This is a genomic window from Pseudomonas sp. MT92 (assembly GCF_058792515.1).
On sequence record NZ_JBXAFA010000028.1, the window covers coordinates 22,471 to 47,783 of the forward strand.

Here is a 25,313-nt window from a genome sequence, read left to right on the forward strand (position 1 = left end):
ACTGACACTGCACCAATGTAGGAACGGGCTCGCTCTCACAGGGGTATTGGGGTCAATTTGGGGACAGCCGTTCCAGGCCGACGAACGGGCATGCGGCGAGCAGTTCGCTGAGGAAGCGGCCATCGGCCAAACGCAGATCGGCTGGCGCCAACTCCGCCAGCGGATACAGGACAAAGGCTCGTTCCTGCATATGGTAGTGCGGCACCTTCAGGCGTGGCTCATCGATCAGCCGATCACCGAACAGCACGATATCGAGATCCAGGGTGCGTGGCCCCCAGCGTTCAAGGCGTTCGCGGCCCTGCTCGTTCTCGATGGCTTGCAGCGCATCCAGCAGCTCCAGCGGTGTCAGGGCGCTGTCGAGGGCGGCAACCGCGTTGGTGTAGCGCGGTTGTCCAGGAAGCAGCGAGTCGCTTTGATAAAACCCGGAAACACCGACCAGTACCGATCGCGGCAGCCGGGCCAGTGCGGCGACGGCACTGCGCAACTGTTCGGCGGGGGCCGCCAGATTGCTGCCCATGCCGATGTAGATGCGTTCCATGGATTATTCGCCCGTGTTGCTCGAGGCGCCCGCGGCGCGCTTGCGCTTGGAGCCACCACTGCGGCGACGCTTGCGCGGTGCGCCGGTGCCGTCATCCTTGCCGCTGAGGTCGCGGATCATGTCGCGACGCTCGCTTTCATTGGCATCCTGATAATCCGTCCACCATTCGCCCAGGCCATCAGTCTGCTCGCCCGCGCTTTCGCGCAGCAGCAGGAAGTCGTAACCGGCACGGAATCGTGGGTTGTCCAGCAGCAGGTCGGCACGTTTACCGCTGCGACGGGGCAGACGCTCCTGCATGTCCCAGATCTCTCGGATCGGCATGGTGAAGCGTTTTGGAATGGCGATGCGCTGGCATTGTTCGGCAATCAACTCGTGCGCCGCTTCCTGCATCGCCGGAATTGGCGGCATGCCACGTTCCTGCAGGCGCAACACGCGCGCAGGCAGCGCAGGCCAGAGCAGCGCGGCAAACAGGAACGCCGGCGTCACCGGTTTGTTCTGCTTGATGCGCAGATCAGTATTGATCAGCGCTTCGCTGATCAATGTGTGGGTGTAGGTCGGATTGTATTCCAGCGCTTCGGCACTGGCCGGGAACAGGGGGTCGAACAATTGCAGGTCGACCAGCATCTCGAAGGTGTCCGCCGCATGGCCGGAGAGGAACAGCTTCAGCACTTCTTCGAACAGGCGGGCTGACGGAATTTCGCGCAGCATCGGTGCCAGGTCGCGGATGGGCAGGGCGCTGTGCTTTTCGATGCCGAAATTCAATTTGGCGGCGAAACGCACGGCCCGCAGCATGCGCACCGGGTCTTCCTGGTAGCGTTGCTTCGGATCGCCGATCAGGCGGATCAGATGATTGCGAATGTCATGTACGCCATTGGCGTAGTCGAGGATGCGCTCGCTGACCGGATCGTAGTAAAGGGCATTGATGGTGAAGTCGCGGCGTTGTGCGTCTTCTTCCAGGGTGCCGTAGACGTTGTCGCGCAGGATGCGCCCGCTTTCGTTGCGGGAGGACTGATTGCTGTCTTCCTCTTCGTCGTTTTGCGGGTGATTGGCGCGGAAGGTCGCGACTTCGATGATTTCGCGGCCGAAGTGGATGTGCACCAATTTGAACCGACGCCCGATGATCCGCGCATTGCGGAATTCGGCCCGTACCTGTTCAGGGGTGGCGCTGGTGGCGACATCGAAGTCTTTCGGCGTGATGCCTAGCAGCATGTCGCGCACACAGCCGCCGACCAGGTAGGCCTGGTAGCCGGCGCCCTGCAGGCGTTCGACGATATTCACCGCATAACGGCTGAATTGCGCCTTTTGCAGCGAGTGTTGGCCGCTGTTGAGCACTTCAGGTGTGCTGCGGATGTGTTGCGTACGACGCAGGGGAGTACGGAATGACTGGAACAGCTTCTTCAGCATGGGATGCACTGTTTGAAGGAATGTTCGGCCAAAAACGAAGAATGACCGCATGATGGGCCGGGATTCTAGCATTTAGTCGGGGGATGGTGTAGGAAGCTGCAAAAGCGCTTGAAGGAGATGTCGTTGTCTGGGCTGAACGCCAGAAACTACAAGGGGAGCCGAAGCTCCCCAAGAAGTAGTTGCATGCTCTGTTTTTATTATTGGTTTCGGGCTTTTTGTTTTTGTTAAGTGCCCTCGCCATGAAGTTTTCCTTCATGACCCTCCCAATCGGGAGCCAAGAGCAAACGGATTGCTTTGGTCGCTGTGTTGCGTTGATCTTGCGATCCAACCAGTACAGGCTCTGTCTTAAGACAGTTTTTTGTTGTTCTCGGCCTGGTCGTGGGGCAAGCCCCAAATACAACGCCTCTCCAAAAGAATCAGTTAGCTGCGCCTCTCGCCGTCTTGTTTTTATTGTGCGTGAGTCGATTCGTCTTATTTTTATTGTCTTGTGCATTGCTTGTTATTGTTCTTGTACCAAACATATAGCAGGGTGCGTGCCAACTTTTACAAACCCCAGTAAAACAAGGGCTTGCCTGTACTGGTGGGGTGGCTGAAGGCCAAAAAAAGCCGGGGCTTCGTTACCGTAAGCCCCGGCTTCTGTTACGTGAAAAACCTGAGGTAACAGTTTCTTCACAAAATCATGTGTTACCCGCACATGAGACAGGTGGCGTTCAGCTTTCGCTGGCAACCCCGGTCTTGCGCCGTGGGATGCCCAGGCGCTGGCGGCGTTCCCACAGGCATTTGCGGCTTACCCCGAGTTTGCGTGCCAGCTCGGTTTCGGTCATGTGGTCCTGATGTTCAAGGACGAAGTGCTGGAAGTAGTCTTCCAGGGACAGGTCTTCGGTCGGCTCGTGGCTGTTGTTGGCGGCACTGTTGCCTTGTTGCGGTGCCAGGCCGATGAATTCGTCGTCTTCCAGATCACTCAGCTCAATGTCGATGCCCAGCAGCTCGGCGGATATTTCCGGGCTCTCGCTCAGGATGACAGCGCGCTCGACGGCGTTTTCCAGTTCTCGAACGTTACCGGGCCATGAGTAATGGCGAATGGCTTGCTCGGCATCCGGGGCAAACTTCAGGTCGGTGCGGTTGATCCGCGCGCTCTGCCGCGCCAGGAATGCATTGGCGATTTCGTTGACGTCGGCACCGCGCTCACGCAGGGCCGGCAGTTTCAGCGCGATCACGTGGAGGCGGTAATACAAGTCTTCACGGAACTGGCCGACTTTCGCCAGGCTCTTGAGGTCGCGGTGAGTCGCGGCGATCAGGCGCACATCGACTTTCTGCGACTGTACCGAGCCCACCCGGCGAATTTCGCCTTCCTGCAGTACGCGCAGCAGGCGGGCCTGTGCTTCAAGTGGCAGTTCGCCGATTTCATCGAGGAACAGGGTGCCGCCGTCCGCCGCTTCCACCAGGCCTGCACGCCCGGCGCTCGCACCGGTGAACGCACCTTTTTCGTGACCGAACAATTCGGACTCGATCAGGCTTTCCGGAATGGCCGCGCAGTTTACCGAGATCATCGGCGCCTTGGCGCGTTTCGACAGGTTGTGCAGGGCGCGCGCCACCAGCTCTTTACCGGTGCCGGACTCGCCCTGGATCAGGACATTGGAATCGGTCGGCGCCACTTTGCGGATCTTGCCATACAGGTCCTGCATCGGCGGGCAGGAGCCGATGATGCCGATTTCGCCGTTGCTGTTGTCGGTACCCGGTTTTGCCGCGCCGTTGGCGACTTTACCGGCAACCGGTTCACCGCTGGCAGGCGTCGATTGCCGGTCACGCAGGATGCGTGCGACGGCCTGGAGCATTTCGTCGTGATCGAAAGGCTTGGCGATGTAGTCCACCGCGCCCATCTTCATCGAGTCGACCGCCGAGCGCAGGCTGGCGTAGCTGGTCATGATCAGCACCGGAGTGCCCTGGCCGAGTTTGATCAACTCGGTGCCCGGTGCGCCAGGCAAGCGCAGGTCACTGACGATCAGGTCGAACGTGGGAATGGTGAAGCGTTCTTGTGCTTCCTGCACGGAACCGGCTTCGCTGACCTGGTACTGGTTGCGTTCCAGCAGGCGGCGCAAGGCGGAGCGGATAATCGTTTCGTCTTCGACGATCAAAATGTGCGGCATTGATTCGATACTCTCGACGGTCTCAGTTCACAGCGGACGTCGCTTCGACATGACGCGGTAATGTCACCCGGATACGGGTGCCGCGTTGGCTCTGAACATCAGCCGGGCTGTCGATGGTGATTTGTCCATAATGCTCTTCAACGATGGAATAGACCAGTGCAAGGCCCAGGCCGGTACCTTCACCCGGGTCCTTGGTGGTGAAGAAAGGTTCGAACAATCGGTCCATGATGCTCGAAGGTATTCCGCTGCCTTCGTCTTCCACGATCAGGTCGACCGTGTGCTCGCCGGCTTCGCTTTTGACGCGCACCGCGCTGCCCGGAGGCGAGGCGTCGCGGGCGTTTGAGAGCAGATTGATCAACACCTGTGCCAGACGCTGCGGGTCGCCTTCGACCCAGTGGTCCGGATCGCACAGGTTGTAGAACTGCACTTCGAAATTGCGTCGGTTCAATGCCAGCAGGCCGATGGCGTCCTGGGCAACTTCGGCCAGACAGACGGGTTCGTCGCTGTGCTGATGACTGCCGGCATGGGCGAAGCTCATCAGCGACTGGACGATGCGCGATACGCGTTTGGTCTGTTCGAGGATCTGACCACTGATTTCCTTGAGTTCGCCGTCTTCTTCGCGCTCTTCGCGCAGGTTCTGCGCCAGGCAGGCGATCCCGGTGATCGGGTTGCCGATTTCATGGGCCACGCCAGCCGCGAGGCGACCGATGCTGGCCAGGCGCTCCGAGTGCACCAGTTTGTCTTCGAGCATCTGGGTTTCGGTCAGGTCTTCCACCAGTAACACCAGGCCACTGTTACCCGGCGCGAGCGGTTCGTCGATCGCCGCCTTGTGCAGGTTCAGCCAGCGGGTTTGGCCGTCGAGGGCCAGATGCTGCTTGTGCAAGTGTTCGTCCGGTACGTTGATGAAGCCCTGCAGCAGTTCTTTCCACGGGGCCGCAATGGTGCTCAAGCGCGAACCGACCACGCGTTGCGCGGCGATCCCGGTCAACTCCTCCATGGCTTTGTTCCACATGAGGATTTCCTGGTCCTTGGCCAGGGAGCAGACGCCCATCGGCAATTCCTGCAGGGTCTGTCGGTGATAGCGGCGCAGCGCATCGAGCTCGGCGGCCAGGCCGGTCAGGCGAGAGTGGTAGTCCTCGAGGCGGCTTTCGATGAAGTGGATGTCTTCGGTGACGTAGTTTTCACCGCCCGCCTTATAAGGCAGGAACGTCTCGACCATGTCCTGGGCCACGCTCGGTCCCATCAGGCCCGAGAGGTTGGCTTCGATCCGGTCGCGCAAGCGGCGCAAGGCGTAAGGCCGACGCTCGTCGAATGGCAGGTAGAGGTCACGCAGGGCTTGCTCGACCTCTTTCTGCGCGGCCTTGGCGCCCAATGGCTTGGCCAGTTGCGTGGCGAATTCCTGGGGCGAGGCGGCGTGCAGTTCACGGCGCTGCGGGCGACGCACGTTGTCTACGGCGCAGGCTTCGGCGGCGCTGGCCTCTTCTGTGCTGGCGTTGGTGAACAGCGAGATCAGGGTGAACATCAGTACGTTGGCCGCCAGCGAGGCGATTGCGGCCATGTGCCAGCTCGTATCGTCCAGCACATAGATCATGTTCAGCAGCGGAATGTAGAAGCCCTGCAGGTTGCCGACCAGCGGCAGCAGCATGGTCACCAGCCATACCAGAATCCCCGCCAGCAACCCGGCGATGAAACCGCGGCGGTTGGCAGTCGGCCAGTACAGGACCGACAGTACGCCCGGCAGGAACTGCAAGGTGGCCACAAAGGCGACGATGCCGAGGTTGGCCAGGTCTTGTTCGGCGCCCAGCAGCAGGTAGAAGCCATAGCCAGCCATGATGATCGCGACGATCAGCGCCCGGCGCGTCCATTTCAGCCAGCGGTAGATGTTGCCTTCGGCCGGAGGCTGGTACAGCGGCAATACCAGATGGTTCAGGGCCATCCCCGACAGCGCCAGGGTGGTCACGATGATCAGGCCGCTGGCGGCGGACAATCCGCCGATATAGGCCAGCAGCGCCAGGGCCTTGCTGTTGGCGGCGATGCCGATACCCAGCGTGAAGTATTCCGGGTTGGTGGTGGCGCCGAGTTTCAGGCCGGCCCAGAGAATCAGCGGTACTGCCAGGCTCATCAGCAACAGGAACAGCGGCAGGCCCCAGCTCGCGCTGACCAGCGAGCGTGGGTTGAGGTTTTCGGTGAAGGTCATGTGGTACATGTGCGGCATCACGATCGCCGAAGCGAAGAACACCAGCAGTAGCGTGCGCCACGGGCCTTCCTGCAGCGGTGTATGCAAGGCGGCGAGGGCGGTCTGGTTTTGCAGCAGCCACAGTTCGAGCTGTTGCGGACCGTCGAATACGCCATAAAGCGCATACAGACCAACGCCGCCGATGGCGATCAGCTTGATCACCGATTCGAAGGCAATCGCGAACACCAGGCCTTCGTGCTTCTCGCGAGTGGCAATGTGCCGGGAGCCGAAGAAAATCGTGAACAGGGTGATCAGGGCGCAGAAACTAAGGGCCACGCGATGTTGCACCGGTTCGCGAGTGAGGATCCCGATGGAGTCGGCTACCGCCTGAATCTGCAACGCCAGCAATGGCAGCACGCCGATCAGCATGAAAATCGTGGTCAGTGCGCCGGCCCAGGTGCTGCGGAAGCGAAACGCGAACAGGTCTGCCAGGGACGACAATTGATAGGTGCGAGTGATTTTCAGGATCGGATAGAGCAGCACCGGCGCCAGCAGGAACGCTCCGGACACCCCGAGGTAGCTGGACAGGAATCCATATCCGTACTGATAGGCCAGGCCCACGGTGCCGTAAAACGCCCAGGCACTGGCATAGACGCCCAGCGACAGGGTGTAGGTGAGCGGGTGGCGAATGATCGCCCGCGGGATCATGCCCCGTTCGCTGATCCAGGCCACGCCGAACAGCACCGCCAGGTATGCGGCACTGATCAGGATCATCTGGGTCAGGCTAAAGCTCATCGGCATCTTTTTGGCTCTGCAGGATGAAGGTCACGACGATCAGGATCAGCCAGAGCAAATAAGGCCGGTACCAGGCGCCAGTGGCGTCGATCCACCAATCCATGATGGCCGGGGAAAACAGGTAAATCCCCACTACCAGGAGCAGGACCAAGCGATAGATGTACATCCCGGCCTCTCTTTTTTATGCGCGTGCCCGAAAACGTGCGGCGATGGTAACGGATGGGTGCGCCACTGCAAGCAAGATCACTGTAGCTGTGCCTCGGGCAGGCTCAGTGTGCGCGGGATCAGCAGGGCATCCCAGTGGGCGATGCCCCAGTTCAGCACTTCCCGTGGCGTGGCGTAAGCCAGTTCGTTGCCGGGGTTCTGCCCGAGTGCGCGCAAGGCACGCAGCAGCAACGGCGTGGCCTGGTCTGCGGTGAGCGGTGGCGAGCGATAGGATTTGCCCAGTTTGTTGCCATCGGGCTGGGTGATCAGCGGGATGTGCAGGTAACGCGGTTGCCGCAGGCCGAGCAACTCCTGCAGATAGAGCTGGCGCGGGGTGGAGTCGAGCAGGTCGGCGCCACGCACGATATCGGTAATGCCTTGCCAGGCATCGTCCAGCACCACGGCCAGTTGATAAGCGTATAACCCGTCGCGCCGGCGAATCACGAAGTCACCGACGTCCCGGCCCAGGTGCTGGTGGAATTCTCCCTGCACCCGGTCAATGAAGTGGTAGTCCAGTTCAGGTACGCGAATCCGAATCGCCGCATCTTCGGTGCCGTGCCCGGCATTGCGGCACAGCCCCGGATAGATGCCGTGGTAGGGCTCCAATTGTTTGCGCGAGCAGGTGCAAGCGTAGGCCAGGCCCTGACTGAACAGGCGATTGAGTACTTCGGCGTAGGCATCGTGGCGGTCGCTCTGGCGGACCATCTCGCCATCCCACTCGAACCCGTAACTCTCCAGCGCCTTGAGAATCGCTGCCTGAGCCCCTGGCTCTTCACGGGGAGGGTCGAGATCTTCCATGCGCATCAGCCAGCGGCCGCCGACCGAGCGCGCATCGAGATACGAGGCCAGCGCCGCGACCAGCGAACCGAAATGCAAGTGGCCACTGGGCGTGGGGGCAAAGCGCCCGATGTAGGTGGGGGAGGTGATGACGGTCATATGGGCGATGTTATTTGGTCGGGAGAGGTGCATATCAAGCTGCAGGAGCGAGCTTGCTCGCGAAAAAACGTCTGCACACAGCGAGTCGTCAAGCGGCGCGCATTATCGTTGTCGTCTATTGCGAGCAAGCTCGCTCCTGTACAGAAACAAAAACGGAGCGTTCGCACGCTCCGTTTTTCGTTCAAGTCGCAATTACTTGCCGACTTGCTTTTCCTTGATTTCCGCCAGGGTCTTGCAGTCGACACACATGTCGGCGGTAGGGCGGGCTTCCAGTCGCTTGACGCCAATTTCGACGCCACATTTTTCGCACCAGCCGTATTCTTCGTCTTCGATCAACTGAAGCGTCTTGTCGATTTTCTTGATCAACTTGCGCTCACGATCGCGGGCTCGAAGTTCGAGAGCGAACTCTTCTTCCTGGCTGGCACGGTCTGCCGGGTCAGGGAAGTTGGCTGCTTCGTCCTTCATGTGGTCCACAGTCTTGTCGACACCTTCCATCAGCTCTTTTTTCCACTGATTCAGAACCTTGGTGAAGTGCTTGCGCATGGGCTCGCCCATGTACTCTTCGCCAGCTTTCTGAACATAGGGCTCGAAGCCGCTGATCGCCTGATTCGCTTGTTGCTTTGCTTGGGTGGACATGAAATAGACCGCCTCTACTCTTGTAATCCATCTGCGCAGGATTGCTCCATCACCGACACCTGCCGGCCCTGCGGCTGCAAGCGGGCGAACTTACCAGATCAAATCAGACCGCGCTACTCCCGGATGTCGAGCCTGCGGCCCGTGGGGCTTGCAAAGGCCGGCAAAGCGCGGTCTGGTGGTTCTGGAGCGCTGCTCAAGTAATGATTTTAGTCAAACCCTGGGGGCTCGTATGAGTTGTTTTTGGCCTGGTTGTATGGCGTGTGACCGCTTTAGGTTCTCGCTCGTTCCTGTGCTTGGGTAGAATCGGTTCTTTTCCCCGTTGAAGGAAGGCCAATGGCTCAGTCCTACAGTGCCCGCAGTCGTGCGATCGAACCTTTCCATGTCATGGCGTTGCTGGCGCGTGCCAATGAATTGCAAGCGGCCGGTCATGATGTGATTCACCTGGAAATCGGTGAGCCGGACTTCACCACCGCCGAGCCGATCATTCGCGCTGGCCAGGCAGCGCTGACAGCGGGGAAGACCCGTTACACCGCCGCACGCGGCATTCCCGAATTGCGTGAGGCCATTTCGGGCTTTTATCAGCAGCGTTATGGCCTGAACATCGACCCGCGGCGGATCCTCATCACGCCCGGCGGCTCTGGTGCGTTGTTGCTGGCCAGTGCGTTGCTGGTCGACCCGGGCAAGCATTGGCTGCTGGCGGACCCGGGTTACCCGTGCAACCGGCATTTCCTGCGCTTGGTGGAAGGCGCCGCGCAGCTTGTTCCAGTCGGCCCTGAGGTGCGTTATCAACTGACCCCGGGTCTGGTCGAGCGGCATTGGGATCATGACAGTGTCGGCGCGCTGGTAGCGTCACCGGCCAACCCGACCGGGACTATTTTGACCCGCGACGAGTTGGCCGCGCTGTCGACCTCGATCAAGGAGCGTCACGGTCATCTGGTGGTGGACGAGATCTATCACGGCCTGACCTATGGCACCGATGCGGCCAGTGTGCTGGAAGTCGATGACAGTGCCTTTGTCCTTAATAGTTTTTCGAAATATTTCGGCATGACCGGTTGGCGTCTCGGCTGGCTGGTCGCGCCGGATGCTGCCGTCGGTGAGCTGGAAAAACTCGCCCAGAACCTTTACATCAGTGCTCCGAGCATGGCGCAGCACGCTGCGCTGGCATGCTTCGAGCCTGCAACCATTGAGATTCTGGAAGAACGCCGCGCCGAGTTTGGTCGTCGTCGGGATTTCCTGCTCCCCGCCCTGCGGGAGCTCGGCTTCGGGATTGCCGTTGAGCCGGAAGGGGCGTTCTATTTGTATGCCGATATCAGCAAGTTCGGCGGTGATGCCTTCGCGTTCTGTCGCCACTTCCTCGAAACCGAACATGTTGCGTTTACTCCGGGGCTGGATTTCGGTCGTTACCAAGCCGGGCATCATGTGCGATTCGCCTACACACAAAATCTTGAGCGTTTGCACGAGGCGGTCCAACGGATTGCTCGCGGTTTGCGGAGCTGGCAAGGCTGATGCGTTTCCATCCGCCACTCGAAGAAGGTCGACTGATTCGTCGTTACAAGCGCTTTCTCGCCGATATCGAGACCGTTAGCGGCGAGTTGTTGACCATTCATTGTCCGAACACGGGTTCGATGCTCAATTGTCAGGTCGAAGGCGGGCAGGTCTGGTTCAGCCGCTCCAATGATCCCAAACGCAAGTTGCCGGGAACATGGGAGGTGGGCGAAACCCCACACGGACGGCTGTTTTGCGTGAATACCGCGCGGGCCAACGGACTGGTGGAGGAGGCGCTTCGCGGCGGAGTCATCGCTGAACTGGACGGCTTCACTAGCCTTAAGCGCGAGGTCGCCTATGGCCAGGAAAACAGCCGGATCGACTTTCGTCTTGATTACCCGGGTGGGCCGGCCTTTGTGGAAGTCAAAAGTGTCACGCTGGGTTTCGAGGGGTCATCGGTAGCCGCGTTTCCGGATGCAGTGACGCAGCGAGGGGCCAAGCATTTGCGTGAATTGGCGCATTTGGCCCGAGACGGAGTTCGGGCTGTGCAGTTGTACTGCGTGAACTTGACCGGTATCGACGCTGTACGTCCGGCTGAAGAAATCGACTCTGCCTACGCCGCGGCGCTACGTGAGGCCGTGGCGTGCGGGGTCGAGGTGCTGGCGTACGGTGTGCGATTGACTCACGAGGAAATGAGGGTCGATCGGCGCCTGGAGGTGTTGCTCGGTGATTAAAGGCTGATCCAGAGGCCTTGTGCGTCCTCGCGGCAATCCACGCGGGTCAGGGATTGTCCGGCGCACGGGCCGGCCACGCATTCGCCGTCCTCGATCAGAAACAGGGCGCCATGAGTGGCACACTGGATCAAGCTGTTGCTGGGGTCGAGAAACTGGTCCGGGGTCCATTCCAGCCCGACGCCGCGGTGCGGGCAGCGATTGATATAGACGTAGACCTGACCGCTGCGGCGCACGGCAAAGAGCTTCTGGCCGTCGATTTCGAATCCGCGACTGCAGGCGTCGGCCAGGTCGGCGCCGGCACAAAGAAATTTCATGTCCATCCTCGGGTTTCGTCGTTCGTGGGCAAATAGGCCGGAATCGACGTTCAAAAGTGCGAGCAACTGATCAAGCGACGCTGGTGTGTACCGGATGCCGTGTCCTGATGCCTAGGATACCGGGTGGCTGCTGCTTTCTCCCAGGCAAAAAAAGACCCGGCATGAGCCGGGTCAAATAACCGTGATAAGCCTGATGAGGAGATAATCCGAGAGTCCGAACCAAGGGCTTTTCAGAATATCGACCAGTCTCGCGACCAGTTGTGTTAATAATATCGATTATCATTATCAAGTCAACCCGTCATTTCTCATTTGTTTGAATCCTTTCGATTGCCTACTGTAAATCCCGGTAAACGTTCAGCCTTAATGTGGCGTTTTCAGTGCGCTCAACTGTGCGACCTGCTTGTTAAGCAGGTCGATTCGTCGCGCCATGCTGCTGATCAGGCTGCTGGCGATTTTTGGATTGCTCTGGGCCAGGCTCATGAACTGATCCTTGGGAATGCGCATGATGGTGCTCGGCTCACTGGTGACAACGCTGGCGTTGCGCCTCTCACCGGTGAATACCGCCATGGCACCGAAAATTTCTTCCTTGGGCACTTCGCCGACTTTCAGTCCGTCGACAAACGCTTCGGCATGCCCCTCAATGATCACAAGGACGTGGTCAGCCTCGTCGCCTTGCCGGATCAATGCTTCGCCACTGGCGACACGCTGGAAGCCATGAGTGCTGCGAAACTCCGGCTGTTTCAAGCGTGCGACTGCGTCGGACAGCAAAGCGGTCTGCCCTGCCATGTATTGCAAGAACAATTCCGAGCGCCGGGGATCGGCATAGATGTGCTGGAACACCGCGGATCGCAAGTAGGGCGTCAGCACCAGCGGGTTATCACTGCGCAAACGACAGCGCGGCAATTCCATATCCTGGCGCAGGCCGATGAGATCCCCCTCGTGCAGATAGAACAGGGCGCGATGGTTGATGCACCCATGCAGCAGCCCGTTCTCCAGCATGAACAGCTGATCGCCGGGCAATGCGGCGCCAAGGTCTTCGACAGCGGAAAATTCCAGGGAAGGGCCGCAAGGAGCCAAGCCTTCCAGTAGTCGAGCAGGAATGTTTTGCAGTCGATTGATCAGTGCGTCGGCGTAGGCCGGTTGTTCCCCGAGTAGGTACATGGCGAGCGGGCTCGTTCAGTTTTTGTGGCGTGACGAGATTGCTTCCAGCTGTTTGTTCAGGGCTTCCTTGCGTTCTGCGGGAATGTCGTTCCAATGTACGTCCATCAGGGCGCCTTCGATTGCATATAACAACACCTTCGACGCCCGAAACCCCCGCGTACGCACGGCCCGATAAGCGTCCACCGCCCCCAGGCGACGCAAGTCCGAGGCGCTGTGGATGCCCACGGCATGCAGCCACTGCGCCGATGTCTTGCCAAGATTCTTCAGGTGTTGCAATTCATCATTCATCAAGCCTCCTTGCGATGGCCGAATGGTGCGTGGGCAAGCTTCTGAGGAGTGTAGCCATCAGCAGGAAAAGCGTTATTGTTTGGTCGTTTTCGACGCAAACGCTTCTAAGCGGCAGATAGCTGCAAGGCAGGAATTTGAGTGAGTTCGTCGGGAAAAGAGGCGGAACAGGCAGGATTTTCGGTCAATAAACCCACAGTCCAGCGCGAAGCGGGGGCGCTGGACTTGTCAATTTATACGGGCGATCAGCGAGTGCGATAACGCAAGCGTGTGCCGAAATTCATAGACATCAAAATCTCGTCAGCACTCAGTTCTGCCGGAAAGTAAGTCCCGGAAATCTGCGCGTGGGCCAGGCTTGCGCCTTCAAGCGAAGCGTTGCGAAAGTCGATGCCGCGCAAGTCGGCGGAGCGGAAATATGCATCGGTAAAGTCGACGCCGTCGGCGTTCAACTCACGCAGGTCCAACCCTCGGAAATCACCGCCTACCATGTCGATAGGTCCATCCTTGGGGCGCTCTTTGTTGAAGCCCGTGATGTCATCTTTGTGCAGTAAGGCATAAAGCGGGGTGTCGAGAAGTTTGGGGTGGCTCATGTCATATCACCTGTTGGTTTTATGACGCCAGTATAGTGCCAGTATTTGACAGCCGTGAAGCCGGCGATGACTTCACGGCTCAAATACTTCCCTACAGGCCCGGCAAGCGTTGACGAATCTGCTCCACCACGGTGTCCAGGGTTCCGCTTTCATTGGTCTGGACGCGTTTGCTGCAGAGAATTTCTGCCGGCGTCAGTGCTTCGCGACTGGCTTGCTGGGCTTCGATCACGGCCAGCGTAGCGTCAGACGGGTCCTTTTTATCCGCCTGGCGCAGGGCCAGCCAACTTTCGATCACTGCCTGCGGAGCGTTGCAGTCGAGGATCAGAAACGGAGTGCCAGTGGCCTCGGCGACCTTCGCCGCGCTTTCGCGTTGTGCACGCTTGAGGTAAGTGGCATCGATCACTACCGGGAAGCCCGCGTGCAGGATCACGCGGGCAATTTCGTGCAGGCGGTTGTAGGTCGCTGCGCTGGCATCAGCGCTATAAATACCGGCCTGCACGTCATTCTGAACGGTCTGCTCGCCGAACAGACGTTTGCGTTCGACGTCTGAACGCAAGCGAATCGCCCCCAGTGCTTCCACCAGGCGCATGGCCACGTGACTTTTGCCGACAGCGGAAACGCCGTGGGTGATGGCCATGAAGCGCGAAGGAATGGTGCTGTAGCTTTCCGCCAGGTTGGCGTAGTTACGGTACTGGCGCAGGGTGGTGGCGCGCTGTACCGCCGTGGCGTCGGCCGGCATGCTGAACAGGGCGACCTTGGCGCGAACCAGTGCACGGTAGGCTTTATAGAAGTTCAGCAGTTCCAGGCCCTGGTAATCGCCTGTCAGCTCCAGGTATTGGCTGATGAAGCGCCGTGCCAGGCTTTTCAGGCCACGGTCCTCGAGGTCCATCGCCAGGAAACCGGTGTCGGCATACACGTCCGTGAAGCGGAACGGCTCGTTGAATTCGATGCAGTCAAAGATCACGACCTTGCCGTCGATCACCGTAGCGTTGCCCAAGTGGATGTCGCCGTGGCATTCACGGATGAACCCTTCAGCCTTGCGCTGGGCAAACAGCGGCTTGAGGCGTTCGAAGCTGGTTTCAGCCCAGGCTTGCAAAGCTTCCAACTGCTGGAGGTCGGCCTTGTCGCTGAGGAATGGGCGAATTTGTTCGAAGTTTTGTCGTACTGGCGCCATGACGCTGTCCGGTGTGCCTGCGTCGTGTTCGGCAGGGACTTTCGGCGCGCTGAGGTGGAAGCGGGCGATTTGCTCAGCCATTGCATCGATGTGCGCTGGCGTCAGTTCGCCATTGGCTTGCAGGGTGCTGAGCAACTGGCTCTGCGGGAACTGGCGCATCTTCAGGACGTATTCGACGACCGGACCATCGCCGCCCAGTTGCGGGGCCTCGGCGCTGCCGGTAATCGGCAACACTTCGAGGTAAAGATCCTGAGTCAGGCGCTGGTTGAGGCGCAGTTCTTCACCACAGAAATGCTTGCGGGCCTCAAGGCTGGTGAAATCGAGGAAGCCGAAGTTCACCGGCTTCTTCACCTTATAGGCATAAGGGCCGGTAAGCAGAACCCAGGAAATGTGGGTCTCGATAAGCTGGAACCCCTCTACAGGATGCGGATAGAGGGCCGGGTTTTGCAGGGCGGCGATCAGGGACTGGCTCACTGGCGATCCTTCAGAGTCTGGAAAAATACAGGCCGACATTATGGCGGCTGGCCAGCCTAACGCAATCTCGGAGGGCTCCTGTTGAGTATGAATAAAGTGCGTATAATCCGCCGCCATGACTCGTACCCGATCTCCCCGTACCCCTAAAAAACCACCTTCCAGAGGCCTGCGCCCCTGGCTGGGCTGGGCCCTTAAACTCAGTCTGGTCGGCCTGGTGGTGCTGGCCGGGTTCGCGGTTTACCTCGATGCCATTGTGCAGGAGAAGTTTTCCGGCAAGCGCTGGACCATTCCGGCCAAGGTATACGCGCGTCCGCTTGAGCTGTTCGTCGGACAAAAGCTGAGCCGGGATGACTTTCTCACCGAACTCGACGCCTTGGGTTATCGCCGTGAAAGCGTGGCCAATGGCCCCGGTGCGGCCTCGGTCAATGGCAACACCGTTGATCTGAATACCCGTGGCTTCCAGTTCTATGAAGGCATGGAGCAGGCGCAACCGGTACGTGTGCGTTTTTCCGGCGACTACGTCGCTGAATTGTCGGCGACCAGCGGTGCGAAGCTGTCGGTAGTGCGCCTTGAGCCGTTGCTGATTGGTGGCTTGTACCCGAAAAACCTCGAAGACCGGATTCTGATCAAGATCGATCAGGTGCCGCCGTACTTGCTCGACACCCTGGTGGCCGTTGAGGACCGTGACTTCTATCACCACTTTGGTGTGTCGCCGAAGTCGATTGCCCGTGCAATTTGGGTCAACGGCTCGTCAGGCCGGATGCGCCAGGGCGGCAGTACCCTGACGCAACAATTGGTCAAAAACTTCTACCTGACCAATGAACGCAGCCTGAGTCGAAAACTCACCGAAGCCATGATGGCTTTGCTGCTGGAGCTGCATTACGACAAGCGAGAAATCCTCGAGGCTTATCTGAACGAGGTGTTCATCGGTCAGGACGGCCAGCGTGCGGTGCATGGTTTCGGTCTGGCCAGCCAGTTCTTCTTCAGCCAGCCATTGTCCGAGCTCAAACTGCACCAGGTGGCGTTGCTGGTGGGCATGGTCAAGGGGCCGTCGTCCTACAACCCGCGCCGCTACCCGGAACGTGCGCTTGAGCGTCGCAACCTGGTGCTCGATGTTCTGCAGGAGCAGGGCGTTGCCACGGCCGAGCAGGTTGAAGCCGCGAAGAAGATGCCGTTGGGCGTGACCAAGCGCGGCAGCCTTGCGGACAGCTCGTTCCCCGGCTTCCTCGACCTGGTCAAGCGTCAGCTGCGTGAAGACTATCGCGACGAAGACTTGACGGAAGAAGGTCTGCGCATCTTCACCAGTTTCGATCCGATCCTGCAGATGAAAGCCGAAGCCTCGGTCAATGACACCTTCAAGCGCCTGTCAGGGCGCAAGGGGGCTGATGATGTCGAAGCGGCTATGGTCGTCACCAATCCGGAAACCGGCGAAGTCCAGGCCATGATTGGCAGTCGTCAGGCCAGTTTCGCCGGGTTCAACCGTGCTCTGGATGCTGTGCGGCCGATCGGCTCGTTGATCAAGCCGGCGGTTTATCTGACAGCGCTGGAGAAGCCGAGTCAGTACACGTTGACCAGTTGGCTGTCGGACGAATCCTTTTCGGTCAAGGGGGCGGACGGTCAGGTCTGGAAGCCACAGAACTACGATCGACGGTCTCATGGCACGGTTTTCCTTTATCAAGGCCTGGCGCATTCCTACAACCTGTCGACCGCACGTCTCGGGCTGGCGGTGGGTGTGCCCAATGTTCTGAAGACGCTGGGGCGCTTGGGTGTCAGTCGCGAGTTTCCGGCATTCCCGTCCATGCTACTGGGCGCGGGAGGCATGACGCCGATCGAAGTGGCGACCATGTATCAGACCCTGGCCAACGGTGGTTTCAACACGCCGATGCGCGGGATTCGCAGCGTTCTGACTGCCGAAGGCGAACCGCTCAAGCGTTACCCGTTCCAGATTCAGCAGCGTTTCGATCCGGCTTCCATTTACCTGATCCAGAGCGCCATGCAGCGTGTCATGCGTGAAGGCACCGGCAGCTCGGTCTACAACGTGTTGCCGAAAACCTTGACCCTTGCAGGCAAGACCGGCACCAGTAACGATTCGCGGGACAGTTGGTTTGCCGGGTTCAGCCAGGACTTGCTCGCTGTGGTGTGGCTGGGGCGCGATGACAATGGCAAAACGCCGTTTACCGGCGCTACCGGTGCCTTGCAGGTCTGGACCAGCTTCATGCGCAAGGCCGATCCGCTGCCGCTGGACATGCCGCAGCCGGACAATATCGTTCAGGCCTGGGTCGATTCGCGCACGGGACAAGGCTCTGATGCCAACTGCCCAGGCGCCGTACAGATGCCGTATATTCGCGGCAGCGAACCGCCTCCCGGCGCCGCTTGCGGTGGCGATAGCCCCGCTACCGGCGAAACGGTGATGGATTGGGTCAAGGGCTGGATGAATTAAGCAAAGAGGGTATCAAGTGAACAAGTGGTTGATTCCAGCGGTTGCCGCCGTGGCTTTGCTCAGCGGTTGCTCCACCGTACAACGTGGCTCGATTCCGGTAGAAGACTCCGGTACCGCCGTCTCCAACAGCGAGCGAATCTCGAACAATGGCGGTTTCCGGCAGACGACGGTGAAACGCCCGGCGCAAACCCGCCCACAGGAAATTCCGCAAGGTGATACCGGTGTTGTCGTGATGGTGCCAGGTGGCGGTGCAACGACTTCAACGCCGATCAGCACCACGCCGATTACGCCAGGCCCGATTACACCGGGCCCGATCGATACCGCACCGGTTCAGTCCGCGCCGATCAATCAAGGCAGCTACAGCATGCCATCGGCGCCGAGCGGGATTCCTTCGGCCAGCTCCGGTGGTCTGTCCGCCGACGAGCAACTGGACGGTCCGGTTCTGGCTCTGTTGACGACTGCGCAGCAACAACAGTCCAGCGGTGATCTCAATGGTGCTTCGTCGAGCCTCGAGCGCGCCCAGCGTGTCGCACCCCGTGAGCCACAAGTGCTTTATCGCCTGGCGCAAGTGCGCATGGCTCAAGGTGATGCGCCGCAGGCCGAGCAATTCGCTCGTCGTGGCCTGACTTTCGCCAACGGTCGCCCGGCACTGCAGGCAAACCTTTGGGAACTGATCGCTCAGGCGCGTGAGAAGCAGGGTGACTCTGCCGGCGCAGCGCTGGCCCGTCAGAAGGCCAAGGTAACGTCGTGATGGACGAGCGCTTTAACAAAATTGCCGATCAGTTGCTGTTGATCGAACGTGAACTGCGGATTCAGGGCTGGTGGGACGACGTCATGCCAAGCGCAGAGGCGCTTTCCAGTGTCGAGCCATTTTCGGTCGATACACTGGATTTCGAGCAGTGGTTGCAATGGATCTTCTTGCCGCGCATGAAAATGATTCTGGAGCAGGATCTGCCTTTGCCCAGTGCATCGGGGATTCAGGAGATGGCCGAAATGGTCTTCGCTGGCCGTAATGTCCAGGGAAAAGATCGGCAGTTGCAAATGTTGCTCAAAGAGTTCGATGTGCTGATCACAGCTTCTCGCTGAGTTCGATCCCTTGTAGCAACCGGGCTTGTTCGCGATGAGCGCATGCCCGGTTCCTGCATGCCTACTGGCGGTTGTTCGCTATTCGTATCTGCGTTTCGCTGGTGCGGCTCCTGCCGTTTAACGTCATCCAGTCGCTGCATCGCTCCCTGTACTTCCTCTCTCCGTCGCGGATTGTCCAATTCCTTGTCTCGGGTTGCGCAATTGAAGCTAACACTCATGCAGTTTCACGGTTTTTTCTTGCTTTCTCATGTGCTTAGTTCAATAAAGCACATAGACGACTTGACTTGCAGGGGACGAAACAGAAGAATCCAAAGTCCGCTGTAGAGGGACTGCCAGAAGCAGACCCACTCAGCAGATCATGAGGCGCACATCCGCGCCGACCTGTTACACCCGCAACGCGTTACCTCGCGCTGGGTGGGAAAAGCCCGCAACACTTGGGACGATCCCAATACTTGCTCAGTCAGTGCTGACGTAGTCGGCGACCACCGTCGCTCATGCTCTGCTGGGAAGTAAACCTATTAAGACCCGTCCCCTTATATGTGGGCGGTATTCTGGCGTTTTAGAGGTGAACAACGTGGAGCTTTTATCTGGCGGTGAAATGATCGTCCGCTTTTTGCGTGACGAGGGCGTCAAGTATATCTATGGGTACCCGGGTGGTGCCGCACTGCATATCTACGATGCACTGTTCAAAGAACCATCCGTTCAGCACATTCTTGTCCGTCATGAGCAGGCTGCCACTCACATGGCTGACGGTTATGCGCGCGCTACTGGCAAGGCCGGTGTCGTACTGGTGACATCCGGACCGGGTGCGACCAACGTCATTACCGGTATCGCCACTGCGTACATGGACTCGATCCCGATGGTGATTCTGACCGCCCAGGTGCCGAGCACCATGGTCGGCACGGATGCATTCCAGGAAACCGACATGATCGGTATCTCCCGGCCGATCGTGAAGCACAGCTTCATGATCAAGCATCCATCGGAAATCCCGGAAGTCATGAAGAAGGCTTTCTACCTGGCGCAATCCGGTCGTCCGGGCCCGGTAGTGGTCGATATCCCGAAAGACATGACCAATCCGGCCGAGAAGTTCGAATACGTCTTCCCGAAAAAAGCCAAGCTGCGTTCCTACAGCCCAGCAGTGCGTGGCCATTCGGGCCAGATCCGCAAAGCCGTGGAAATGCTGTTGGCGGCCAAGCGGCCAATCATCTATGCCGGTGGCGGCGTCATCATGGGCAACGGTTCCGCACCGTTGACCGAGTTGGCGCAACTGCTGAACGCGCCGGTCACCAACACCTTGATGGGCCTTGGCGCCTATCCGGGTAACGACCGCCAGTTCGTCGGCATGCTCGGTATGCATGGCAGCTACACCGCCAACCTGACGATGCACCATGCCGATGTGATCCTCGCAGTCGGCGCGCGCTTCGACGATCGCGTTATCAACGGTGCGTCGAAGTTTTGCCCGAACGCCAAGATCATTCATGTCGACATCGACCCGGCTTCGATCTCCAAGACCATCAAGGCCGACGTTCCTATCGTAGGTCCGGTGGAAAGCGTACTGACCGAAATGGTCGCCACCTTCAAGGAAATCGGCGAGGCCCCGAACAAGGAAGCTGTAGCCACCTGGTGGAAGCAGATTGAGGAGTGGCGTGGTGATCGCGACATGTTCCCTTACAACAAGGGTGATGGCAGCATTATCAAGCCTCAGACTGTGATCGAGACGCTGAGCGAAGTGACCCATGGCGATGCCTATGTGTCCTCCGACGTGGGTCAGCATCAGATGTACGCGGCCCAGTACTACCGTTTCAACAAGCCGAATCGCTGGATCAATTCCGGCGGCCTGGGCACGATGGGCTTCGGTTTGCCGGCTGCGATGGGCGTGAAACTGAACTTCCCGGATGCTGAAGTCGCCTGTGTGACCGGCGAGGGCAGCATTCAGATGAACATTCAGGAGTTGTCGACCTGTCTGCAACATGGCCTGCCACTGAAGATCATTCTGCTCAACAACGGCGTGCTCGGCATGGTCCGCCAATGGCAGGACATGAGCTACGGTGCGCGTCACTCGCATTCCTACATGGAATCGTTGCCGGACTTCGTCAAGTTGGCTGAAGCCTATGGTCACGTTGGCATGCGCATCACCGACTTGAAGGATTTGAAGCCGATGATGGAGGAAGCGTTCGCGATGAAGGATCGCCTGGTGTTCCTTGACATCAAGGTCGACGCCAACGAGCACGTCTACCCGATGCAGATCAAAGACGGCTCCATGCGCGATATGTGGCTGAGCAAGACGGAGCGTACTTAATCATGCGGCACATTATTTCCTTGCTTCTGGAAAACGAACCCGGCGCTTTGTCTCGCGTAGTCGGCCTGTTCTCGCAGCGCAACTACAACATCGAAAGCCTGACTGTGGCGCCTACCGAAGACCCGACCCTGTCGCGTCTGACGCTGACCACTGTCGGCCATGATGAGATCATCGAGCAGATCACCAAAAACCTGAACAAGCTGATCGAAGTGGTAAAACTGGTCGACCTGTCGGAGAGTGCTCACATCGAGCGCGAACTGATGCTGGTCAAGGTCAAAGCCACCGGCGCCCAACGCGCCGAGATCAAGCGCACCACCGATATTTACCGTGGGCAGATCGTCGATGTCAGCGCCAGCGTGTATACCGTTCAATTGACCGGTACCAGCGACAAGCTCGACAGCTTCATTCAGTCCATCGGCACCGCCTCGATCCTGGAAACTGTACGCAGTGGCGTCACCGGGATTGCGCGCGGCGACAAAGTACTCAGCATCTAAACCAAATTAGCGAATGGCCTGAACGGCCTGGATATATAGGGGAAATTCATGAAAGTTTTCTACGATAAAGACTGCGACCTGTCGATCATCCAGGGCAAGAAAGTTGCCATCATCGGTTACGGTTCCCAGGGCCACGCCCAAGCGTGCAACCTGAAAGACTCCGGCGTTGACGTTACCGTTGGTCTGCGTAAAGGTTCGGCCACCGTTGCCAAAGCCGAAGCTCACGGCCTGAAAGTGACCGACGTTGCTTCCGCTGTTGCAGCGGCCGACCTGGTCATGATCCTGACCCCGGACGAGTTCCAGTCCTCGCTGTACAAGAACGAAATCGAGCCGAACATCAAGAAAGGCGCCACCCTGGCCTTCTCCCACGGCTTCGCGATCCACTACAACCAGGTAGTGCCGCGCGCTGACCTCGACGTGATCATGATCGCGCCGAAAGCTCCAGGCCACACCGTACGTTCCGAGTTCGTGAAGGGTGGCGGTATTCCTGACCTGATCGCGATCTACCAGGACGCGTCTGGCAACGCCAAGAACGTTGCTCTGTCCTACGCTGCCGGTGTTGGCGGTGGTCGTACCGGCATCATCGAAACCACCTTCAAGGACGAGACTGAAACCGACCTGTTCGGCGAACAAGCCGTTCTGTGCGGTGGTACCGTTGAACTGGTTAAAGCTGGTTTCGAAACGCTGGTTGAAGCTGGCTATGCGCCAGAGATGGCCTACTTCGAATGCCTGCACGAACTGAAGCTGATCGTTGACCTCATGTACGAAGGCGGTATCGCCAACATGAACTACTCGATCTCCAACAACGCCGAATACGGCGAGTACGTAACCGGCCCGGAAGTGATCAACGCCGAATCCCGTCAGGCCATGCGCAACGCCCTGAAACGTATTCAGGACGGCGAATACGCCAAGATGTTCATCAGCGAAGGTGCTACCGGCTATCCTTCGATGACCGCCAAGCGTCGCAACAACGCCGCTCACGGTATCGAAATCATCGGCGAGCAACTGCGCTCCATGATGCCGTGGATCGGTGCCAACAAGATCGTCGACAAAGCCAAAAACTAAGTCACGTCCTTGTACGAAAAACGCGGCCCAGGCCGCGTTTTTTCGTTTGGCGGGCCGGTTCTGGTATAAAGCTGCATCGTTTGCGGTGCGAACCGTTGCCGCAGACATCTGTCGAAACTCTCCACCCCGTTGCAAGGTATTGTCCATGAGCGAACGTCCCGAAGAGCCAAACCAGGCTTCTGACGCCGAAAGCCTGCTGCCCATCGATGAGCATGTTGAAGAAGGGCATGACGCTGAAGGCCGCAAAGTCCGGCATCGTGGTATCTATCTTCTGCCGAATCTGTTCACCACTGCGAATCTGTTCGCAGGGTTTTACTCCATCATTAACTCCATGAGCGCACAGAGCGCCCTGAGTGCGGGTGATTCGATTGGCGCGAGCAAGTATTTTGCTTTCGCAGCCATCGCGATTTTCGTCGCCATGGTGCTCGACGGTCTCGATGGCCGTGTCGCGCGCATGACCAATACCCAGAGTGCCTTCGGTGCCGAATACGACTCGCTGTCGGACATGGTTGCCTTCGGTGTTGCGCCTGCCTTGCTGGCATTTGGTTGGGCCTTGGGCGACATGGGCAAGGTCGGCTGGATGGTGGCCTTCATCTATGTGGCGGGCGCGGCATTGCGTCTGGCGCGTTTCAACACCCAGGTCGGCACCGCCGATAAGCGCTACTTCATTGGTCTGGCCAGTCCGGCTGCTGCTGGCGTCGTGGCAGGGATTGTCTGGGCGTTCAGTGACTACGGTATCCAGGGATCCAAGATGTCCTTCCTGGTGGCGTTAATGGTCGCGGCTGCGGGTATGCTGATGGTCAGCAACATCAAGTACAACAGCTTCAAGGAGCTGGACCTCAAGGGGCGTGTGCCTTTCGTGGCAATCCTGGCCGTGGTGCTGGTCTTCGCCGTAGTGTTCAGCGATCCTCCGCGCATCCTGCTGCTGGTTTTCCTCGCGTACGCGGCTTCCGGTCCGGTGCAGTACTTGTTACATCTTCGTCGGCGCAAAAGCGTCGATTGATGTAATTTCCCTCATACTCCGCAGTCTGTTGGTGCATCTGTTCTCCAATGCTGCGGAGTAGCCATGCTGATCAAAATCCCCAAGGCGTCTGACTGTCATGAGTCGGACGTCACGCCTGAATCCTGTTATCTCTCTCGACGTCATGTATTGGGCGCTGCCGTTGGCGGCTTGGCGCTGAGCGGACTGCCTCGCTGGGCTAGCGCCAATGAGGCGGGGCGTTATGCGGATGTTGAACCTGGCAAGGCGCCTTCCTGGTTCAGCGAAAAACTTCCTTCCGCCCGTTGGGATGCAGTCACCGTGAAGGATGAGGCGATCACGCCTTTCAAGGATGCTACCCATTACAACAACTTCTATGAGTTTGGCACCGACAAAGGTGATCCTGCAGCCAATGCCGGCGCGTTAAAGACTGAGCCCTGGACTGTGGTGGTGGATGGCGAAGTGGGTAAGCCGGGACGCTATGCACTCGAAGACTTCATGAGGCCTTATCAGTTGGAAGAGCGGATCTACCGCCTTCGCTGTGTGGAGGCCTGGTCGATGGTCATTCCATGGATCGGTTTTCCCGTCTCGGCGTTACTCAAGCAAGTAGAGCCAACGTCAAAAGCCAAATTCATTCGTTTTGAAACGCTGCAGGATCCCAAGAACATGCCGGGGCAGCGATCCGGATTCGCCTTGATCGACTGGCCCTATGTAGAAGGGTTGCGCATGGATGAGGCGATGAACCCGTTGGCGATTCTGGCGGTTGGGATGTACGGGCGTGAGTTGCCGAATCAGAACGGGGCGCCGTTGCGTCTGGTAGTGCCATGGAAGTACGGCTTCAAAAGCATCAAGTCCATTGTACGGATCAGTCTGGTCGATGAGCAGCCCAAAACGACCTGGCAGAGTATTGCCCCGGACGAATATGGCTTCTATGCCAATGTGAATCCTGCGGTTGACCATTCACGCTGGACACAGGCTCGTGAGCGTCGCTTGCCGAGTGGCCTTCTCAAGCCCAACGTACGTGATACGCAAATGTTCAATGGCTACGCTGATGAAGTGGCGTCTCTATATAGCGGGCTCGATTTGCGGAAGAACTACTGATGCGGTATCCGCTTTGGCGTGTCGGTGTCTTTATTGTCGCGTTGGTGTGGCCCCTGTTCTGGTTGTATCAAGCCTGGACGGATGTGCTTGGCCCGGACCCGGGGAAAGTATTGGTCGACCGTTTGGGCTTGGGGACCCTTGTTCTTCTGCTCATCACATTAAGCATGACGCCTCTGCAAAAGTTCACCGTTTGGGCGGGGTGGATTGCGGTCAGGCGGCAATTGGGTTTGTGGTGTTTTGCTTATGTAGTTCTGCACCTGAGCGCTTATCTGGCGTTTATCCTCGGATTTGATGGGGCGCAGCTGGGTGTCGAGTTACGCAAACGCCCGTACATTATTGTCGGTGTGCTGGGGTTTCTGTGTTTGTTGGTATTGGCAATGACTTCCAATCGATACAGTCAGCGACTTCTGGGTGGGCGCTGGAAGAAATTGCATCGCCTGGCTTATGTGGTTTTGGTGCTTGGATTGCTGCATATGCTCTGGATTGTGCGCGCCGATCTGAGGGAGTGGGCTATATATGCCGCTGTGGGGGCGTTGCTATTAGTGTTGCGGTTACCGTCTGTAACCCGGCGAATCCCGCGCTTGATGATGAAAAAGGCCTCTTCTGCCAAAAAAGCGTAATTAGTGGTTGACGACAGATTCTGGAAGCCTATAATTCGCCCCAGTTCCGGCGCAGTCGAAACGGAAAACTCCTTGATAAACAATGAGTTACGCAGTTTCCGGCAGCAGGTTGCTTCAGGTCATCGAAGTCGAAAGGAAGTTGAAAAAGAGGTGTTGACAGCAGCGAGTAACGCTGT

The 25,313-nt window shown here is 58.6% G+C and carries 23 protein-coding genes; 11 read left to right on the plus strand and 12 right to left on the minus strand.

Going from position 1 to position 25,313, the window contains the following annotated elements; translation table 11 throughout:
* Positions 1–52: 52 nt before the first annotated feature.
* The 7 genes from folK to dksA form a co-directional block, all read right to left on the minus strand.
* Positions 53–538 carry a 2-amino-4-hydroxy-6-hydroxymethyldihydropteridine diphosphokinase gene (gene folK, locus AC1Q6D_RS31820; protein ID WP_103406707.1) on the minus strand — a complete coding sequence of 162 codons (486 nt, stop codon included), beginning with the start codon at positions 536–538 and terminating at the stop codon, positions 53–55.
* Between the two features lie 3 nt (positions 539–541).
* Positions 542–1,942 (minus strand): polynucleotide adenylyltransferase PcnB, encoded by a 1,401-nt coding sequence (locus AC1Q6D_RS31825; protein WP_178083170.1) that lies wholly within the window; start codon positions 1,940–1,942, stop codon positions 542–544.
* A 710-nt stretch (positions 1,943–2,652) separates the two neighbouring features.
* Entirely contained in the window at positions 2,653–4,089 is a 1,437-nt protein-coding gene (locus AC1Q6D_RS31830) for a sigma-54-dependent transcriptional regulator (protein WP_047533330.1), read from the minus strand.
* 22 nt (positions 4,090–4,111) lie between these two features.
* Complete coding sequence (locus AC1Q6D_RS31835; protein WP_161793941.1) at positions 4,112–7,066, minus strand: sensor histidine kinase; 2,955 nt, start codon at positions 7,064–7,066, stop codon at positions 4,112–4,114.
* Entirely contained in the window at positions 7,050–7,226 is a 177-nt protein-coding gene (locus AC1Q6D_RS31840) for a hypothetical protein (RefSeq protein WP_003176118.1), read from the minus strand. Before AC1Q6D_RS31840 ends, AC1Q6D_RS31835 begins: the two co-directional genes overlap by 17 nt.
* Positions 7,227–7,303: 77 nt before the next feature.
* Positions 7,304–8,200, minus strand: a complete 897-nt coding sequence (gene gluQRS, locus AC1Q6D_RS31845) for a tRNA glutamyl-Q(34) synthetase GluQRS (RefSeq protein ID WP_103406705.1) — start codon at positions 8,198–8,200, stop codon at positions 7,304–7,306.
* Positions 8,201–8,392: 192 nt separating this feature from the next.
* A complete protein-coding gene (gene dksA, locus AC1Q6D_RS31850) occupies positions 8,393–8,836 on the minus strand; it encodes an RNA polymerase-binding protein DksA (protein WP_103406704.1) in 444 nt (147 codons plus the stop codon).
* 333 nt (positions 8,837–9,169) lie between these two features.
* On the opposite strand from dksA, the gene AC1Q6D_RS31855 reads away from it, so the two are divergent.
* Both AC1Q6D_RS31855 and sfsA read left to right on the plus strand, forming a co-directional pair.
* Positions 9,170–10,342 carry a pyridoxal phosphate-dependent aminotransferase gene (locus tag AC1Q6D_RS31855; RefSeq protein WP_047533308.1) on the plus strand — a complete coding sequence of 391 codons (1,173 nt, stop codon included), beginning with the start codon at positions 9,170–9,172 and terminating at the stop codon, positions 10,340–10,342.
* Positions 10,342–11,055 (plus strand): DNA/RNA nuclease SfsA, encoded by a 714-nt coding sequence (gene sfsA / locus AC1Q6D_RS31860; RefSeq protein WP_090467018.1) that lies wholly within the window; start codon positions 10,342–10,344, stop codon positions 11,053–11,055. The genes AC1Q6D_RS31855 and sfsA overlap by 1 nt, the downstream gene beginning before the upstream one ends.
* Here the strand turns inward: sfsA and AC1Q6D_RS31865 are convergent.
* From AC1Q6D_RS31865 to AC1Q6D_RS31885, 5 genes are all read right to left on the minus strand, one after another.
* The gene (locus tag AC1Q6D_RS31865; protein ID WP_103406703.1) at positions 11,052–11,369 is read right to left on the minus strand and encodes a Rieske (2Fe-2S) protein; all 318 of its coding nucleotides are present in this window, start codon (positions 11,367–11,369) and stop codon (positions 11,052–11,054) included. The two genes, sfsA and AC1Q6D_RS31865, sit on opposite strands and share 4 nt — an antisense overlap.
* Before the next feature lie 360 nt (positions 11,370–11,729).
* Entirely contained in the window at positions 11,730–12,530 is an 801-nt protein-coding gene (locus tag AC1Q6D_RS31870; RefSeq protein WP_103406702.1) for a Crp/Fnr family transcriptional regulator, read from the minus strand.
* Between the two features lie 15 nt (positions 12,531–12,545).
* The gene (locus AC1Q6D_RS31875) at positions 12,546–12,818 is read right to left on the minus strand and encodes a TfoX/Sxy family protein (RefSeq protein WP_007971093.1); all 273 of its coding nucleotides are present in this window, start codon (positions 12,816–12,818) and stop codon (positions 12,546–12,548) included.
* Positions 12,819–13,060: 242 nt separating this feature from the next.
* Positions 13,061–13,405 carry a pentapeptide repeat-containing protein gene (locus AC1Q6D_RS31880; protein WP_047533298.1) on the minus strand — a complete coding sequence of 115 codons (345 nt, stop codon included), beginning with the start codon at positions 13,403–13,405 and terminating at the stop codon, positions 13,061–13,063.
* A gap of 91 nt (positions 13,406–13,496) precedes the next feature.
* The gene (locus tag AC1Q6D_RS31885) at positions 13,497–15,053 is read right to left on the minus strand and encodes a bifunctional aminoglycoside phosphotransferase/ATP-binding protein (RefSeq protein WP_103406701.1); all 1,557 of its coding nucleotides are present in this window, start codon (positions 15,051–15,053) and stop codon (positions 13,497–13,499) included.
* A 115-nt stretch (positions 15,054–15,168) separates the two neighbouring features.
* On the opposite strand from AC1Q6D_RS31885, the gene mrcB reads away from it, so the two are divergent.
* The 9 genes from mrcB (at position 15,169) to msrQ (ending at position 25,137) form a co-directional block, all read left to right on the plus strand.
* The gene (gene mrcB, locus AC1Q6D_RS31890; RefSeq protein WP_103406700.1) at positions 15,169–17,493 is read left to right on the plus strand and encodes a penicillin-binding protein 1B; all 2,325 of its coding nucleotides are present in this window, start codon (positions 15,169–15,171) and stop codon (positions 17,491–17,493) included.
* A 16-nt stretch (positions 17,494–17,509) separates the two neighbouring features.
* Positions 17,510–18,244: a tetratricopeptide repeat protein gene (locus AC1Q6D_RS31895; protein ID WP_103406699.1), complete on the plus strand. Its 735-nt coding sequence runs from the start codon at positions 17,510–17,512 to the stop codon at positions 18,242–18,244.
* Entirely contained in the window at positions 18,244–18,579 is a 336-nt protein-coding gene (locus AC1Q6D_RS31900; RefSeq protein ID WP_103406698.1) for a YqcC family protein, read from the plus strand. The genes AC1Q6D_RS31895 and AC1Q6D_RS31900 overlap by 1 nt, the downstream gene beginning before the upstream one ends.
* A gap of 574 nt (positions 18,580–19,153) precedes the next feature.
* Positions 19,154–20,878 carry an acetolactate synthase 3 large subunit gene (locus AC1Q6D_RS31905; protein ID WP_047539072.1) on the plus strand — a complete coding sequence of 575 codons (1,725 nt, stop codon included), beginning with the start codon at positions 19,154–19,156 and terminating at the stop codon, positions 20,876–20,878.
* 2 nt (positions 20,879–20,880) lie between these two features.
* Positions 20,881–21,372, plus strand: coding sequence for an acetolactate synthase small subunit (ilvN, locus tag AC1Q6D_RS31910; protein WP_003205610.1), 492 nt, complete (start codon positions 20,881–20,883; stop codon positions 21,370–21,372).
* 48 nt (positions 21,373–21,420) lie between these two features.
* A complete protein-coding gene (gene ilvC, locus AC1Q6D_RS31915; RefSeq protein WP_003228216.1) occupies positions 21,421–22,437 on the plus strand; it encodes a ketol-acid reductoisomerase in 1,017 nt (338 codons plus the stop codon).
* Positions 22,438–22,582: 145 nt separating this feature from the next.
* Positions 22,583–23,440 carry a CDP-diacylglycerol--serine O-phosphatidyltransferase gene (gene pssA, locus AC1Q6D_RS31920; RefSeq protein WP_090467026.1) on the plus strand — a complete coding sequence of 286 codons (858 nt, stop codon included), beginning with the start codon at positions 22,583–22,585 and terminating at the stop codon, positions 23,438–23,440.
* 63 nt (positions 23,441–23,503) lie between these two features.
* Entirely contained in the window at positions 23,504–24,517 is a 1,014-nt protein-coding gene (gene msrP / locus AC1Q6D_RS31925; RefSeq protein WP_103406697.1) for a protein-methionine-sulfoxide reductase catalytic subunit MsrP, read from the plus strand.
* Positions 24,517–25,137, plus strand: a complete 621-nt coding sequence (msrQ, locus tag AC1Q6D_RS31930; RefSeq protein WP_103406696.1) for a protein-methionine-sulfoxide reductase heme-binding subunit MsrQ — start codon at positions 24,517–24,519, stop codon at positions 25,135–25,137. The genes msrP and msrQ overlap by 1 nt, the downstream gene beginning before the upstream one ends.
* The last annotated feature ends 176 nt before the right edge of the window (positions 25,138–25,313 follow it).

Bases quoted from the DNA above. Each gene is read 5' to 3' on its own strand.
- AC1Q6D_RS31865 (WP_103406703.1), bottom strand. From the start codon at position 11,369: ATGAAATTTCTTTGTGCCGGCGCCGACCTGGCCGACGCCTGCAGTCGC.
- AC1Q6D_RS31900 (WP_103406698.1), top strand. From the start codon at position 18,244: ATGGACGAGCGCTTTAACAAAATTGCCGATCAGTTGCTGTTGATCGAA.
- sfsA (WP_090467018.1), top strand. From the start codon at position 10,342: ATGCGTTTCCATCCGCCACTCGAAGAAGGTCGACTGATTCGTCGTTAC.
- AC1Q6D_RS31830 (WP_047533330.1), bottom strand. From the start codon at position 4,089: ATGCCGCACATTTTGATCGTCGAAGACGAAACGATTATCCGCTCCGCC.
- pssA (WP_090467026.1), top strand. From the start codon at position 22,583: ATGAGCGAACGTCCCGAAGAGCCAAACCAGGCTTCTGACGCCGAAAGC.
- gluQRS (WP_103406705.1), bottom strand. From the start codon at position 8,200: ATGACCGTCATCACCTCCCCCACCTACATCGGGCGCTTTGCCCCCACG.
- folK (WP_103406707.1), bottom strand. From the start codon at position 538: ATGGAACGCATCTACATCGGCATGGGCAGCAATCTGGCGGCCCCCGCC.
- AC1Q6D_RS31840 (WP_003176118.1), bottom strand. From the start codon at position 7,226: ATGTACATCTATCGCTTGGTCCTGCTCCTGGTAGTGGGGATTTACCTG.
- msrQ (WP_103406696.1), top strand. From the start codon at position 24,517: ATGCGGTATCCGCTTTGGCGTGTCGGTGTCTTTATTGTCGCGTTGGTG.
- mrcB (WP_103406700.1), top strand. From the start codon at position 15,169: ATGACTCGTACCCGATCTCCCCGTACCCCTAAAAAACCACCTTCCAGA.
- dksA (WP_103406704.1), bottom strand. From the start codon at position 8,836: ATGTCCACCCAAGCAAAGCAACAAGCGAATCAGGCGATCAGCGGCTTC.
- AC1Q6D_RS31875 (WP_007971093.1), bottom strand. From the start codon at position 12,818: ATGAATGATGAATTGCAACACCTGAAGAATCTTGGCAAGACATCGGCG.
- AC1Q6D_RS31825 (WP_178083170.1), bottom strand. From the start codon at position 1,942: ATGCTGAAGAAGCTGTTCCAGTCATTCCGTACTCCCCTGCGTCGTACG.
- ilvN (WP_003205610.1), top strand. From the start codon at position 20,881: ATGCGGCACATTATTTCCTTGCTTCTGGAAAACGAACCCGGCGCTTTG.
- AC1Q6D_RS31870 (WP_103406702.1), bottom strand. From the start codon at position 12,530: ATGTACCTACTCGGGGAACAACCGGCCTACGCCGACGCACTGATCAAT.
- msrP (WP_103406697.1), top strand. From the start codon at position 23,504: ATGCTGATCAAAATCCCCAAGGCGTCTGACTGTCATGAGTCGGACGTC.
- AC1Q6D_RS31855 (WP_047533308.1), top strand. From the start codon at position 9,170: ATGGCTCAGTCCTACAGTGCCCGCAGTCGTGCGATCGAACCTTTCCAT.
- ilvC (WP_003228216.1), top strand. From the start codon at position 21,421: ATGAAAGTTTTCTACGATAAAGACTGCGACCTGTCGATCATCCAGGGC.
- AC1Q6D_RS31835 (WP_161793941.1), bottom strand. From the start codon at position 7,066: ATGCCGATGAGCTTTAGCCTGACCCAGATGATCCTGATCAGTGCCGCA.
- AC1Q6D_RS31880 (WP_047533298.1), bottom strand. From the start codon at position 13,405: ATGAGCCACCCCAAACTTCTCGACACCCCGCTTTATGCCTTACTGCAC.